This window comes from Pseudomonas sp. 3B-A001-10F (assembly GCF_056313565.1).
In genome coordinates this window covers 40565-55363 of record NZ_JBQYFW010000039.1, presented here as the reverse complement: position 1 = coordinate 55363, position 14799 = coordinate 40565, and the positions used below count along the sequence as shown (strand labels likewise).

Annotated in this window: 9 protein-coding genes; 5 read left to right on the top strand and 4 right to left on the bottom strand. The window is 61.5% G+C overall.

The genetic code is table 11. The features are described 5' to 3' along the window. Positions 1 to 37: 37 nt before the first annotated feature. The 3 genes from mgtA to AC0ZWN_RS25390 all read right to left on the bottom strand — a co-directional run bounded on the left by mgtA (position 38) and on the right by AC0ZWN_RS25390 (position 5263). A complete protein-coding gene (gene mgtA, locus AC0ZWN_RS25400; protein WP_476337071.1) occupies positions 38 to 2737 on the bottom strand; it encodes a magnesium-translocating P-type ATPase in 2700 nt (899 codons plus the stop codon). 577 nt (positions 2738 to 3314) lie between these two features. Continuing rightward, the gene (locus AC0ZWN_RS25395; RefSeq protein ID WP_476337070.1) at positions 3315 to 4649 is read right to left on the bottom strand and encodes a lysine N(6)-hydroxylase/L-ornithine N(5)-oxygenase family protein; all 1335 of its coding nucleotides are present in this window, start codon (positions 4647 to 4649) and stop codon (positions 3315 to 3317) included. Between the two features lie 131 nt (positions 4650 to 4780). After that, the gene (locus AC0ZWN_RS25390; protein WP_042704912.1) at positions 4781 to 5263 is read right to left on the bottom strand and encodes a sigma-70 family RNA polymerase sigma factor; all 483 of its coding nucleotides are present in this window, start codon (positions 5261 to 5263) and stop codon (positions 4781 to 4783) included. Positions 5264 to 5585: 322 nt separating this feature from the next. On the opposite strand from AC0ZWN_RS25390, the gene AC0ZWN_RS25385 reads away from it, so the two are divergent. Genes AC0ZWN_RS25385 through AC0ZWN_RS25375 form a run of 3 tightly spaced genes read left to right on the top strand, consistent with a single transcriptional unit; the run spans position 5586 to position 10125 of the window. Continuing rightward, a complete protein-coding gene (locus AC0ZWN_RS25385; protein WP_194934774.1) occupies positions 5586 to 6749 on the top strand; it encodes an efflux RND transporter periplasmic adaptor subunit in 1164 nt (387 codons plus the stop codon). Continuing rightward, positions 6750 to 8723, top strand: a complete 1974-nt coding sequence (locus AC0ZWN_RS25380) for a MacB family efflux pump subunit (RefSeq protein WP_476337068.1) — start codon at positions 6750 to 6752, stop codon at positions 8721 to 8723. Positions 8724 to 8730: 7 nt separating this feature from the next. Next, complete coding sequence (locus tag AC0ZWN_RS25375; RefSeq protein WP_476337067.1) at positions 8731 to 10125, top strand: efflux transporter outer membrane subunit; 1395 nt, start codon at positions 8731 to 8733, stop codon at positions 10123 to 10125. Between the two features lie 172 nt (positions 10126 to 10297). Here the strand turns inward: AC0ZWN_RS25375 and pvdP are convergent, their stop codons facing one another. Then, positions 10298 to 11923 carry a pyoverdine maturation tyrosinase PvdP gene (gene pvdP / locus AC0ZWN_RS25370; protein ID WP_476337065.1) on the bottom strand — a complete coding sequence of 542 codons (1626 nt, stop codon included), beginning with the start codon at positions 11921 to 11923 and terminating at the stop codon, positions 10298 to 10300. Between the two features lie 207 nt (positions 11924 to 12130). On the opposite strand from pvdP, the gene pvdM reads away from it, so the two are divergent. Next, positions 12131 to 13501 carry a pyoverdine-tailoring dipeptidase-like protein PvdM gene (gene pvdM / locus AC0ZWN_RS25365; protein ID WP_093431958.1) on the top strand — a complete coding sequence of 457 codons (1371 nt, stop codon included), beginning with the start codon at positions 12131 to 12133 and terminating at the stop codon, positions 13499 to 13501. After that, positions 13498 to 14778 carry a pyoverdine-tailoring periplasmic protein PvdN gene (gene pvdN, locus AC0ZWN_RS25360; protein ID WP_476337063.1) on the top strand — a complete coding sequence of 427 codons (1281 nt, stop codon included), beginning with the start codon at positions 13498 to 13500 and terminating at the stop codon, positions 14776 to 14778. Before pvdM ends, pvdN begins: the two co-directional genes overlap by 4 nt. The last annotated feature ends 21 nt before the right edge of the window (positions 14779 to 14799 follow it).

Genomic DNA, 14799 nt, shown 5'->3' with positions numbered 1-14799 from the left:
CTGCGGCAGCTCCTACAGGGGGCAGCGTTCTAGCTGTTTATTGCCAGCCGAACCGGCGGATGTAGAACCCTTTCACTGCCTGGGTCAGCGCCATATACGCCAGCAGAATCACCGGCAGGAACACGAAGTACAGCGACGGCAGCGCCTGCAATTTGAAGTAGTGCGCCAGCGGCCCCATCGGCAGGAAGATGCCGACCGCCATGATGATCCCGGTCATGACCAGCAGCGGCATGGCTGCACGGCTTTGCAGGAACGGAATCTTCGGCGTGCGGATCATGTGCACGATCAGCGTCTGGGTCAGCAACCCGACCACGAACCAGCCGGACTGGAACAGGGTCTGGTGATCCGGGGTGTTGGCATCGAATACGTACCACATCAAGGCGAACGTGGTGATGTCAAAGATCGAACTGATCGGGCCGAAGAACAGCATGAAGCGCCCGACGTCGCCCGGCTGCCAGCGTTGCGGTTTTTTCAGCATGTCCTCATCGACGTTATCGAATGGAATCGCAATCTGCGAAATGTCGTAGAGCAGGTTCTGCACCAGCAGATGCATCGGCAGCATCGGCAGGAACGGAATGAACGCACTGGCGACCAGCACCGAGAACACGTTGCCGAAGTTGGAACTGGCGGTCATCTTGATGTACTTGAGCATGTTGGCGAAGGTGCGCCGCCCTTCGAGTACGCCCTCCTCCAGCACCATCAGGCTCTTTTCCAGGAGGATGATGTCGGCGGCTTCCTTGGCGATGTCCACCGCACTGTCCACGGATATACCGATGTCGGCGGTGCGCAGGGCTGGAGCGTCGTTGATGCCGTCACCCATGAAGCCGACCACATGGCCGTTGCCTTTGAGGATGCGCACGATGCGCTCCTTGTGCGACGGCGTCAGTTTGGCGAAGACGTTGGTGGTTTCCACGGCCACGGCCAGTTCGTCATCGCTCATGCGCTCGACGTCATTGCCCAGCAGCAGGCCTTGTTGCGCGAGGCCGACTTCGCGGCAGATCTTCGCGGTCACCAGTTCGTTGTCGCCGGTCAGCACTTTCACCGCCACGCCATGTTCGGCCAAGGCTTTGAGCGCCGGCGCGGTGCTTTCCTTCGGGGGATCGAGGAACGCCACATAGCCGATCAGCGTCAGTTCCTGTTCATCGGCCAGGCTGTAAATCTCGCGACCTTCGGGCATCGAGCGTGCGGCCACCGCCACCACGCGCAAGCCTTCAGCGTTGAATGCTGCGGTGACCTGACGAATCCGGGTCAGCAATTCATCGCTCAAGGCTTCATCGACCTCACCGTGACGCACGCGACTGCACACCGCCAAGACTTCTTCCACGGCACCTTTGCAAATCAACTGATGTGGCTGGCCACGTCCTTCGACCACCACCGACATACGCCGGCGATTGAAGTCGAACGGGATCTCATCGACCTTGCGAAACGTCGTGCCGACTTTCAGTTCACGGTGGATTTCCACGTGCTCCAGCACCGCGACATCGAGCAGGTTTTTCAGACCGGTCTGGTAGTAGCTGTTCAGGTAAGCCATTTCCAGCACGTCATCGGAGTCTTCGCCCCAGACATCAACATTGCGCGCGAGGAAGATCTTGTCCTGGGTCAGCGTGCCGGTCTTGTCGGTGCACAGCACGTCCATGGCGCCGAAGTTCTGGATCGCATCGAGACGTTTGACGATGACTTTTTTACGCGACAGGAACACCGCGCCTTTGGCCAGCGTCGAGGTGACGATCATCGGCAGCATTTCCGGGGTCAGGCCGACGGCAATCGACAGCGCGAACAGCAATGCTTCGGTCCAGTCACCCTTGGTGAAACCGTTGATGAACAGCACCAGCGGCGCCATGACGAACATGAAACGGATCAACAGCCAGCTGACTTTGTTGACGCCTTGCTGGAACGAAGTCACCGCGCGATCGGTTGCGCCGACACGCTGGGCCAGCGCACCGAAATAGGTGCTGTTGCCCGTGGTGAGAATCACCGCCACCGCCGTGCCGGAGACGACGTTGGTGCCCATGAACAGGATGTTGTCCAGCTCCAGCGGATTGCGCGTGTCGCGATCCTGCTGACGCGGAAATTTTTCCACCGGCATCGATTCACCGGTCATCGCCGCTTGGCTGACGAACAGATCCTTGGCGCTGAGCACCCGGCAATCAGCGGGAATCATGTCACCGGCCGAGAGGACGATCAGATCGCCCGGCACCAATTGCTTGATCGGCAATTCGCTGCGTGGGGCGTCACGGCGCATCACCGTGGCAGTGTTGCTGACCATGGCTTTCAGCGCGTCGGCAGCCTGGTTGGATTTGCTTTCCTGCCAGAAGCGCAGCAGCGTCGACAGCACCACCATGGAGAAAATCACCACGGCGGCCTTGAGATCTTCGGTCAGCCACGAGATCACCGCCAACAACGTCAGCAGCAAGTTGAACGGGTTTTTGTAGCAGTGCCACAGGTGAATCCACCATGGCAGCGGCTGCTCGTGTTCGACTTCGTTGAGCCCGTATTGCGCACGCAGCGCATCGACTTCGAAATCGGTGAGGCCATCGGAGTGCGTGCCCAATGACGAGAGCAACACACCGCTGTCGCAATGCGCGGCATCGACCAGGGTGTTGGCCAAAGTCGGCGGGACTTCACGGCTGACCGTGGTGTCGTTGATCGATTCCAGCAGCGCCAGACGACGGAAGTGCCGGGCGATGTGGCGAGTCCGCAGAAAACCTGCGAAGAATTCCTTGAGCGTAAGTTTCATGGCTGTTGCCCCTATGGTCAGCCGGGAAACCGTCAAGCAGGTACGGCCGCGCCTCGTCCGCCGGAAAACCGGCACGGCAAGGCTTGGCGCGCCAGTCAGAAACGACAGGCGTGTCGATAGGGCTGCGATGACGACAATAAAGTCGCAATCACGCTCTGTTCAGCGTCGATGAGAAGGAACGTCCAGACATGGCCCAGGACGGGTCATGCACGGGATGCCGCTGCTCGCTGTTACGGCGAGACAACGGCAGAGAAAGGCTGCGCGTTATCTTGCCGAGAATCTGCCGGTTACCGAGACCGGCCGACAACTGTCACTCGAACAAGTACCCACTGTGGGTCTCCGCTATTGATGAAAACGCGCGAAGCTTACGCCCCAATGTCTGGAGAGTAAACCCGAAAAAGGCAGTGTGTCGGGGGAATGTGGGGGATGTTCAGGAAGGGTTCAGGATGATCGTTCCCACGCTCTGCGTGGGAATGCAGCCCGGGACGCTCCGCGTCCCTATCGAAGGCCGAACGCGGAGCGTCCGTTGAGGCATTCCCACGCAGAGCGTGGGAATGATCTGGCCTGGAAATCGGCGTTAGCTGGCAGTCGCCAACAGCAGATCCGCCATCGACCGATGCCCACGGTTCTTGCCATGGTCATACAAAGAACCGGCAATCTCGTCCGCACGAATCGGCAGCACCGACAGCAGCGTATCGCTCAGACCATGGCTGGACTGGCAGAAGCCCTGCATGTAGATGCCGGCCTGGCAGCGTTCGTCGGTGATCAGTTTGTAATTGCGATCGACCTCGAAATCACCCAGGTATTCTTCCAGCGGCGCCAGCAGTTTGCGGTGCATCTGCCGCTCGTAACCGGTGGCCAGGACCACCGCATCGTAGTTGCGTACGCTGACTTCGCCGGTGGCGTTGTTGCGCACAGCCAACTCGATACCGTTTTCGGTGGCGGTGGCTTTCTCGACGGTGGTCAGGGTACGGAACGCGTGACGGGCAACACCCGAGACTTTCTGCCGATAGAAGATGCCGTAGATGCGCTCGATCAGGTCGATGTCGACCACCGAATAGTTGGTGTTGTGGTACTCGTTGACCAGACGCTCACGCTCGACGCTATTCTGCTGGAACACCAGATCAGTGAACTCCGGCGAGAACACTTCGTTGACGAACGGGCTGTCGTCGGCGGGCTTCAAGGCCGAGCCGCGCAGGATCATGTCGACCTGCACCGACGGGAACGAATCGTTCAGATCGATAAAGGCCTCCGCCGCGCTCTGCCCACCGCCGATGATCGCGATGCTCATCGGCTGATTGTTCACGCACGGCTGCTTGGCCATTTGCGAGAGGTATTGCGAGTGGTGGAACACGCGGCTATCGCCCTTCAGCGCTTTGAACGCCTCCGGAATACGCGGTGTGCCACCGGCACTGACCACCACCGAACGGGTGGTGCGTACATGTTGCAGGCCCTGGCTATCGCGGGAAATCACCCGCAGCGCTTCAACCTGGTGGTTGTGCAGCACGGGCTCGATGGTCAGCACTTCTTCGCCGTAACGGCTCTGCTCGGTGAACTGCCCGGCGACCCAGCGCAGGTAGTCGTTGTACTCCATGCGGCACGGATAGAAGGTGCCGAGGTTGATAAAGTCGACCAGACGACCGTGATACTTGAGGTAATTGACGAACGAGTACGGGCTGGTCGGATTGCGCAGGGTCACCAGATCCTTGAGGAAGGAAATCTGCAGCTCGCTCTGCGTCGACAAGGTGTTGCCGTGCCAGCTGTAGTTGGCCTGCTTGTCGAGGAACAGCACATCCAGCTCACCCTGGGTCGGGCCGCGCTCTTGCAGAGCGATGGCCAGTGCCAGGTTCGAAGGGCCGAAACCGACGCCGATCAGGTCGTGAACGATGGGCGATGCAATTGCCTGTGTCATTTCCAGTGTCCTCTGGATGAACCCCTCAACGCGGGGATAAAGCCTGGGTGGCCTGACCGGCCTGAATCAGGTCAGCAGGTCGTCTGTTGAGTAGGAACGAGGACGATGAACGGAAATTTAACCAGCAAGGATCAATGGGCGTCCCATTGTTTGATCCGCAAGCGGCAATGTTTCATAGCGTTGACGATGTGCTTTTCCACCAACGCCTTGGAAATCCCCAGGTGCTCGGCAATTTCCGGATGGGACAGACCTTCGATCTTGCGCAGCAGAAAACTTTCCCGGCAGCGCGGCGGCAACTCGGCCAACGCGCGCTGGAGCATCTCCAGGCGTTGACCGTGGTCGAGGGTGCCGTGGGGCGACGGGGTGAAATAGCGCTCTTCGCTGTCCAGCACATCGAGCGATTCGACCTGGCGCAAGGCGTTGCGCCGATGATCGTCGATGACCAGATTCAATGCCGTGCGATAAAGAAAGGCCCGCGGTTGTTCGATCGGTGTGTCGCTGGAACGCTCCAGTACCCGCACATAAGCGTCATGCACCACATCTTCGGCCACCTGACGGTTGCCCAGCTTGGCGTTAAGGAAACACACCAGCTCGCGATAGTAGTTTTCCAACATGACTCCCGACCGCATCGATGCAGTTCCTGTCCTTGAGCACACTGATCCAGCCGCCGCAAACGCAGTAGCAAGATAGTGGCAACGTGAGGTGCGTAATTTATAGTAATTCTCATATAGATTTAAAGAGTTGTTTCCACATCCGCCCCAAATAGTCGCATCTGGCTACCTGTTACTTGATGTGTACGGCGCTTAAATTCCCTTGTGCATTCATCGTTTACAGGACAGCTCCCCGTATCTGTCGTGCCATGCGACAGCGTTCAGCGCCTCTGCACGCCTGTGTACTGGCCGAATGACGGGCCGATTCCACTGGCCGGAACCCTGCATGAAACGTCCCCGCCCCGCCCGACGCGCTCTGTTCGCCGCCCTTTGCCTGATTCCCGTGATCGCCGTTGCCGCGTGGCAAGTCCTGCCGCCCGGGCGCGACGCCCTCGCCACGGTGCAGGTGACCCGCAGCAGTATCGAAAACAGCGTGACCGCACTGGGCACGCTGCAGCCACGCCGTTATGTGGACGTCGGTGCGCAGGCGTCCGGGCAGATCCAGAAGATTCATGTCGAGGCTGGCGACACGGTCAAGGAAGGCCAGTTACTGGTAGAGATCGATCCCTCCACGCAAAAGGCCAAACTGGATGCCGGGCGGTTTTCCATCGAAAACCTCAAGGCACAGTTGCAGGAGCAACGCGCCCAGCACGACCTCGCGCAACAGAAATACCAGCGCCAGCAGAAACTCGCCGCCGGTGGCGCCACCCGTGAGGAAGACGTGCAGACCGCCCGCGCCGAAGTCCGCGCCACGCAGGCACGCATCGACATGTTCCAGGCACAGATCCGTCAGGCTCAAGCCAGCCTGCGCAGTGACGAAGCGGAGCTCGGCTACACGCGCATTTATGCACCGATGAGCGGCACCGTCGTGGCCGTCGGCGCCCGCGAAGGTCAGACGCTCAACGCGCAACAGCAAACCCCGCTGATTCTGCGCATCGCCCGGCTTTCGCCGATGACCGTGTGGGCCGAGGTTTCCGAAGCGGACATCGGCCACGTCAAACCCGGCATGACCGCCTACTTCACCACGCTCAGCGGCGGCAGTCGGCGCTGGAGCAGCACCGTCCGGCAGATTCTGCCGGTGCCGCCGCGCCCGCTCGAACAGAATCAGGGCGGCAGCCCCACCAGCGGTCGCAGCGGCAGCGAACGCGTGGTGCTCTACACCGTATTGCTCGACGTCGACAACGCCGACAACAGCCTGATGACCGACATGACGGCGCAGGTGTTCTTTGTGGCGCAACAGGCGCAAGACACCCTCACCGTGCCCAGCGCCGCCCTGCAACCCGGCTCACGCCCACAATGGCAACGGGCGCAGATCGTCGCCGCCAATGGCGAAATCCAGTCCCGCGAAGTGCGCACCGGCATCAGCGACCGCTTGCGCACCCAAGTGCTTGAAGGCCTGGCCGAAGGCGATCACATCCTCAGCGCGCCGGCCACCGGCAGCGGAGGCTGAATGCAAACGCCCCTGATTGACCTGCGGCAGATCCGCAAAGCCTATGGCGGCAATGACCGCCCGCTGGTGGAAGTATTACGCGGCATTGATCTGTCGATTCATGCCGGTGAGTTCGTCGCCATCGTCGGGGCGTCCGGCTCCGGCAAGTCGACATTGATGAATATCCTCGGCTGCCTCGACCGCCCTACCAGCGGCGAATACCGTTTTGCCGGTGAAGACGTCGCCCAACTCGACAGCGATGAACTGGCCTGGCTGCGCCGCGAAGCGTTCGGTTTTGTGTTCCAGGGTTATCACCTGATTCCGTCCGGCTCCGCCCAGGAAAACGTCGAGATGCCGGCCATCTATGCCGGCACCCCCGCCGCCGAACGTCACGCCCGCGCCAGCGCCTTGCTGGAGCGGCTCGGCCTGGGTAGCCGCACCGGCAACCGCCCGCATCAGCTTTCCGGTGGTCAGCAACAACGGGTGTCGATTGCCCGGGCGCTGATGAACGGCGGCCACATCATCCTCGCCGACGAACCCACCGGCGCCCTCGACAGCCACAGCGGCGCCGAGGTCATGACCCTGCTCGACGAACTCGCCAGTCAGGGCCATGTGGTGATTCTCATCACCCACGACCGCGAAGTCGCGCAGCGCGCCAAACGCATCATCGAGATTCGTGACGGCCTGATCATCAGCGACACCGCCGAACAGCCGTCAGCGCCACCACGCAGCGCCAATCCCGGCGCCCTGCAAGCGGTGGATCTGCGCCAGCGCCTGAGCAGCGGCAGCACCCAGACCGGCGCCTGGAAAGGTGAACTGGTCGACGCCGTGCAAGCGGCGTGGCGGGTCATGTGGATCAATCGTTTTCGTACTGCGCTGACCCTGCTCGGGATCGTCATCGGCGTGGCCTCGGTGGTGGTGATGCTCGCGGTGGGCGAAGGCAGCAAACGCCAGGTGATGGCGCAAATGGGCGCCTTCGGTTCCAACATCATCTACCTCAGCGGCGCCGCACCCAATCCGCGCACACCACCGGGCATCATCACCCTCGACGACGTCGCCGAGCTGGCTGCCCTGCCCCAGGTCGAGCGGATCATGCCAGTCAACGGCTCGACCGCTGGCGTGCGTTTCGGCAATGCCGACCACAGCAGTTACGTCGGTGGCAACGACACCAATTTCCCGAGCATCTTCAACTGGCCGGTGGTTCAGGGCAGTTACTTCAGCCAGGCCGATGAAGACAGCGCCGCCGCCGTGGCCGTGATCGGCACCAAGGTGCGCGACAAGCTGCTCAAGGATGTCGCCGATCCGATCGGCCAATACATCCTGATCGAAAACGTGCCGTTTCAGGTGCTCGGTGTTCTGGCGGAAAAGGGCTCGAGCTCCGGCGATTCCGACAGCGACAACCGCATCGCCGTGCCCTACTCGGCGGCCAGCACGCGCCTGTTCGGCAGCCGTAATCCGGAATACGTGGTGATCGCCGCCAAGGACGCACGCAAGGTCAAAGACGCCGAGCAGGCGATCGAACAGGCGATGCTGCGGCGACACAATGGCAAGAAGGATTTCGAACTGACCAACAACGCCGCAATGATTCAAGCCGAAGCACGCACGCAGGGCACGCTGTCGCTGATGCTTGGCGCCATCGCCGCGATCTCGTTGCTGGTCGGCGGTATCGGGGTGATGAACATCATGCTCATGACCGTGCGCGAACGCACCCGGGAAATCGGTATCCGCATGGCCACGGGTGCACGACAGCGCGACATCCTGCGCCAGTTTCTCACCGAAGCGGTGATGCTTTCGGTGGTTGGCGGCCTGGCCGGTATCAGCCTGGCGATGCTGGTCGGCGGCGTGCTGTTGTTCAGCGGCGTGGCGATCGCGTTTCAATGGCTAGCCGTCATCGGTGCGTTCGCCTGCGCGCTGGCCACCGGCGTCCTCTTCGGCTTCATGCCTGCCCGCAAGGCTGCCCGGCTCGACCCGGTCACGGCCCTTACCAGTGAATGATCGACCTATGAAAGCGCCACTGACCATCCTTGCCGCCAGCCTGTTGCTGGCGGCCTGTAACAGCCCTGCGCCACGTCCCGACAGCGGTGTGCAGCCTCCGGCCGCGTGGCAATCGCCTGAGCATCCCGGTGCCGTGCAGAGCAACCGCCAATGGTGGACTCAGTTCGGCAGCCCCGAGCTGGATCGTCTGGTCGAACAGGCGCGAGTGGGCAGCCATGATCTCGGCGCCGCCGTCGCCCGGGTCAGGCAGGCCCAGGCCGGTGCGACGATTGCCGGCGCCCCGCTGCTCCCGGAAATCAAGGCCGGTCTCAATGCCAATCGGCAGAAACTGTTGCACGGCAAAGGCTACAGCCAACTCGACGTCAGCCCGGATAATCGCTCGCTGGATTACTACGACGCCGAGCTGAGCGCCAGTTACGAAATCGACTTCTGGGGCGGTAAACGCGCGGCGCGCGACAGCGCCGTGTTCGGTGTACAGGCCAGCGAATTCGACCGTGCCACCGTCGAACTGACCCTGCAAAGCGGCGTCGCCAACAGTTACACGCAGGCCTTGGCATTGCGCGAACAGGCACGCATCGCCGAGCTCAATCTGGCCAACGCGCAGAACGTCCTGCACCTGGTGCAAACCCGCTTCGACGCCGGCAGCGCCACCGCACTGGAACTGGCCCAGCAAAAAAGCCTGGTAGCGGAACAGCAGCGCAAATTGCCACTGGTGCAGCAACAGGCCCGCGAAGCCTTGATCACCCTCGCCGCCCTGCTCGGCCAACCGGTGCAGGCATTGTCGGCACCGCAACAGTCATTCGAACAGTTGCAATGGCCGAACATCGCCAGTGGCGTGCCCAGCGATCTGCTGAGCCGGCGTCCGGACATCGCCAGCGCCGAAGCCAAACTGGCAGCGGCCCAGGCTGACGTCAGCGTGGCCCGCGCCGCCATGCTGCCGAAAATCACCCTGACCGCCAGCCTCGGCACTGGCGCCGATCTGGCGGCGGACCTGCTGCGCACCACGTTCTACAACCTGTCTTCCGGATTGACTGCGCCGATCTTCAACAACGGCCGCCTGAGCGCCGAGCGCGACAAGGCCAAGGCGCGTCAGGACGAACTGCTGGAAACCTATCGAGGGGCGATCATCAATGGCTTCGCTGACGTGGAAAAAGCCCTGAGCAGCATTCGCGGCCTCGACGAACAGCGCCAGTGGCAAAGCGAAGAACTGAGCCAGGCGCAGACCGCGTTCGACATTGCCCAGAGCCGCTACCAGGCCGGTGCCGAAGATTTGCTGACGGTGCTGCAAACCCAGCGCACCTTGTATGCGGCGCAGGATATGAATGTGCAACTGCGCCTTTCGCGCTTGCAGGCCAGCATTGCCCTGTACAAGGCGCTGGGCGGGGGTTGGCAGGTTATCTGAGCGAAAATTATCGACAGGACTGACGCCTTCGCGAGCAGGCTCGCTCCCACATTGGATCTGCGTCGTTTACAAAGTCCCCTGTGGGAGCGAGCCTGCTCGCGAAGGCGCCAGGTCAGGCAACCAATATCCCCAGGTAAAAAAAATCGCAGCACCGGGCTGCGATTTTTTGCGCTTAGAGTTGCCGCCCTTTCACTTTCAGATGCCGCGCGTACCACGGTCGCTGCGGCACTTTGCGGAACAGGTCGGCCATGTTGTCTTCATCGCCAAAGGTGATGCGCAACGCCAGCTTCATCGTCTCTGGATCCATCTCCACCGAGCGCCCGATCTGCAACCCCGGCACGGTGCTGCAGCCATGGGTGTCCGGCCCCAGCCACGGGTCATCGACCTCAACCCAGCGCCCCGGCGCAAACCACGGCACGCCGTTGACCTCCAGCCGGCTGACCTCGCCCGGATGAAAACGCTCGTGGGCGCGGAACCAGTCTTCGATGCGATCATCGATCCAGCCGTGGAAACGCCAGAACACCGGGTTCACGTGCGAGGAAAACGGGTCGCCGAGAAAGTCGTTTTCCGGCGCATACCAGCGCGCGGCAAAATCTGCCTGATCGCGCGCCATCGGCACCGGAATGTCGTTGGACGGATCCCGCGCCACCGACGCCCAGCGCATGTGCAGCCAGTCGTGCAGACCCAATTCGACTTCCGAACCGAACTGGCCGAGGCTGAGTTTCGCCAAGTAGCGCGGGTCGCGGTACTGCGATTCCCAGACCTGGAAATTACTGTGATAGGTCTCGGCCGCTTTGATATCGCTGACCCACTTGGTGTATTCGTCATCACCTTCCGTCAGCCACGTCGGTGGTAGTGCATCGCCGTCGTGATTGTCGAAGTAACGGGCGAAGCCCTGGCGGTCACGCTCCAGTTCCGGCTGCGGCATCGGGAAGGCCTGCCATGACGGCAAATCCTGCATCGAACGGGCCTTGCCGAGCATGTGCCGGTGCATGAAGAAAAAATCGATACCAGAGCCGTTACGATCCTTGCTGGGCCCACGGGCATCGCGCTCTTTGTCTCGCGGCCCCGGCTGCCAGCCAATACCGCGCAGGGCGTCGCGTTTTTTCTCCGAGAGCTTGTGCCACTTGTCGCGGCTGGCGTGCCAGAGCTGGTGGAACAGGCGATGTTCCGGCGCCACCAGCCACGCCAACAGCGTCGGGTTCAAACCGGTGCGTTCGCGGGCCTCGGGAAAACGTCGCTTGATGGCGATGAAATGATTGTCCAGTTCGGGCAGCGCCAACGGCCGATCGAGGCGCAACACTTGCCCGGTGAACGTGGCGCTGCCGGCATTGCCGAACGCCGCCCAGACTTCGTCGAGTTTGACTTTGAATTCGTAGACCGGCGGCGCGTGCGGCGCATCGGTGCGCATCAGCCGCCAGTACATTTCGGCGCCGTTGCCCGGCGCCAGATCGCCGATCACTTGGTAACGCGCAGGCGCTTCTGAGCGCAGGTTGGCACCGGTATCGAGAAACCCGCGCAAACCGCGCCCCCGGTGGGCAATGTCGAGAAACAACTCGAGGCCGTCGCGTGGCAAGCCATCAAGCCCCGCCGCAGATCCGCTGAAACGGATATCCCAGACGCCGCGCAGGTTGTCCGCCAACTGCTGTCCGGCGGTATCGGCCAGATCGACCGTAGCCTCGCCCGGGGTGATCGGAAACTCCTCGCGGGTCAGCTCACGATGTGCATAAAAAGCGGCAGGCAGCGCGGCGCCCGTGAGTGCCATGCCCGCCATGAACCAGCGTCGAGAGATCGTCATTGCCCTACCTGTGTCAGCCATGAAGCAGGCTTTATCCAAGCTAGAACGTTTGCTCGCCGGGGAAATTTACGGCCCCGGCAAAAGATCGCTACGCGCCGTCAGCGCTTTTCCTGCGCGCGACTAAATTACCCGCCCGGCCACTCGTTCCTCCCAGATAGCAAAGGCCCCTGCGCCTGCACCTCGACGGCGAACCTGAATGAGATGGCAATGACAAAACCGCGTTCGAAAAAGGCTCTATTTATCGGCCTGCCGCTGGCCTTGGCGATCAGCGCCGGCGCAGGGTTTCTGGCTTGGGATTACTGGTTTCGGGACAACCCTGGCTACCCGGTAAAAGTGATGAAACAGGCGACCGAGTTGCAGGATCGCATTCTCTCCTTCGACAGCCACATCACCGTACCGCTGAGTTTCGGTGCCCACGGCAATGAAGCCGACAAGGACGGCTCCGGCCAGTTCGACCTGATCAAGGCCAACCGCGGGCGCTTGTCGGGCGCTGCGCTGACGGTGTTCGGCTGGCCGGAAATGTGGAACGGCCCGAACGCTCCGCATCGCCCCACCGAAGGTTTTGTCGAAGAAGCCCGCAACCAACAGGAAGTCCGTTACAAGATCATCACCGGCATGGTCCGCGACTTCCCCAATCAGGTCGGCATCGCCTACACCCCGGATGATTTCCGCCGCCTGCATGGCGAAGGCAAGTTTGCGATTTTCATCAGCATGCTCAACGCCTATCCGCTGGGCAACGACCTGAGCAAACTGGACCTGTGGGCCGGACGCGGCATGCGCATGTTCGGCTTCAGCTACATCGGCAACAACAGCTGGGCGGACTCCTCGCGGCCGCTGCCGTTCTTCAATGACTCACCGGACGCCCTCGACGGTCTCTCCGATATCGGCAAGCAAGCAGTGCAGCGTTTGAACGATCTGGGCGTGATCATCGACGTTTCGCAGATGTCGACCAAAGGCCTGGAACAGGTTGCACAGCTTAGCCGCACACCGTTGGTGGCCTCGCACTCGGCACCGCGTGCGGCGGTGGATATTCCGCGCAACCTCAGCGACAAGGAATTGCAGCTGATCAAGAACAGCGGCGGCGTGGTCCAGGTGGTCGGCTTCTCGCAGTACCTCAAACCGCTGACTCAGGGCACGCAGGACAAACTCAATGCCCTGCGCGCACGCTTCGATCTGCCGCCACTGCCAAACCTGGCCATGGCGCTGATGCCGGGCGACCCGATCATCACGGCCTGGTCGGAACAGAAACTCGGCCAATACGCCAGCGGCCTCTACGGCATCCTTGAAGAAGAGCCGAAAGCCACCCTCAAGGATCTCGGCGACGCCATCGATTACACAGTGCGCAAAATCGGTATCGACCATGTTGGCATCTCGTCCGACTTCAACGACGGCGGCGGCATCAAGGGTTGGGAAAACGTTGGCGAAATCCGCAACGTCACCGCCGAACTGATCCAGCGCGGTTACTCCGAAGCGGACATCGCCAAGCTGTGGGGCGGCAACTTCATGCGCGTCTGGGATCAGGTACAGAAATCCGCGAAACCGGCACTGATTTCCCGTCAGGACACTGCCAAGCCATGACTGACCGCCGGACTTTTCTGAAACAGGCTGGCGTGGTCGCAGCCGCCCTGCCGCTTGGCGCCAGCCTGACAGCACCGGCCATGGCCGCGCCCGTGGCCTCCGCGAACAAATGGACGCAATTGCGCCAGTTGTTCGATCAGGATCCGCAGGCGATCCACTTCGCCAATTTCCTGATTACCTCCCACCCCAAACCCGTGCGAGAGGCCATCGAACGCCATCGCGCCACGCTCGACCGCAATCCGGGACTGGCGATGGATTGGGATCTGGGCAGCAACGAACAATTGCAGCACAACGTGCGGGTCTGGGCCGGCCAATACCTGCAAGCCAAGCCCGGCCAGATCGCGCTCACCGGTAGCACCACCGAAGGTCTGGCGATGATTTATGGCAGCGTGCAAGTGCGCGCGGATCAGGAAATCCTCACCACCGAGCACGAGCACTATTCCACCCGCAACATTCTCGATTTCCGCAGCCGCCGCGATGGCACGCAGGTGCGTAAACTCAGGCTGTTCGACAACCCGCAAAGCATTTCCCTGGATCAGGTGCTCGACACCATCAACCGCAACATTCGCCCTGAGACCCGCGTCCTCGGCATGACCTGGGTGCATTCGGGCAGCGGTGTGAAATTGCCGATCAGCGCTATCTCGCGGCTGGTCGATGAACACAACCGTCAACGCGACGACAAGGATCGGCTGATTTACGTGGTCGACGGCGTGCACGGTTTCGGTGTCGACGACCTGAGTTTCCCGCAGATGAACTGCGACTTCTTTATCGCCGGCACCCACAAGTGGATGTTCGGCCCGCGCGGCACCGGCATTGTTTGCAGCCGCAGCGAAGAGCTGAAATACGTCAGCCCGAGCGTGCCGACGTTCTCCGAAGCCACCTCTTTCGCCACGATCATGACCCCGGGCGGTTACCACGCTTTCGAGCATCGCTGGGCGGTGGACGAAGCGTTCAAGTTGCACCTGCAACTGGGCAAGGCTGACGTTCAGGCGCGCATTCATCAGCTCAACAGCTACCTGAAGCAGCGTCTGCAAGAACAGTCGAACATCGAGCTGGTGACTCCGCTCGATCCGCAGTTTTCTGCCGGTTTCACTTTCTTCCGGGCCAAGGGTCAGGACAGTGATGCAGTCGCCGCCTACCTGATGCAAAACCGGGTGATCTGCGATGCGGTCAGCCGCGACGTCGGTCCGGTGATTCGCACGGCGCCCGGCCTGCTCAACAACGAAGCCGAAGTGGACCGCTTCATGGCCCTGCTCGGTAAAAAACGCCGCGCCTGATCCCTCGACTCCAGTTTTTCT

Bases quoted from the DNA above. Each gene is read 5' to 3' on its own strand.
- AC0ZWN_RS25390 (WP_042704912.1), bottom strand. From the start codon at position 5,263: ATGTTGGAAAACTACTATCGCGAGCTGGTGTGTTTCCTTAACGCCAAG.
- AC0ZWN_RS25380 (WP_476337068.1), top strand. From the start codon at position 6,750: ATGCAAACGCCCCTGATTGACCTGCGGCAGATCCGCAAAGCCTATGGC.
- pvdP (WP_476337065.1), bottom strand. From the start codon at position 11,923: ATGACGATCTCTCGACGCTGGTTCATGGCGGGCATGGCACTCACGGGC.
- AC0ZWN_RS25395 (WP_476337070.1), bottom strand. From the start codon at position 4,649: ATGACACAGGCAATTGCATCGCCCATCGTTCACGACCTGATCGGCGTC.
- pvdN (WP_476337063.1), top strand. From the start codon at position 13,498: ATGACTGACCGCCGGACTTTTCTGAAACAGGCTGGCGTGGTCGCAGCC.
- AC0ZWN_RS25385 (WP_194934774.1), top strand. From the start codon at position 5,586: ATGAAACGTCCCCGCCCCGCCCGACGCGCTCTGTTCGCCGCCCTTTGC.
- pvdM (WP_093431958.1), top strand. From the start codon at position 12,131: ATGACAAAACCGCGTTCGAAAAAGGCTCTATTTATCGGCCTGCCGCTG.
- mgtA (WP_476337071.1), bottom strand. From the start codon at position 2,737: ATGAAACTTACGCTCAAGGAATTCTTCGCAGGTTTTCTGCGGACTCGC.
- AC0ZWN_RS25375 (WP_476337067.1), top strand. From the start codon at position 8,731: ATGAAAGCGCCACTGACCATCCTTGCCGCCAGCCTGTTGCTGGCGGCC.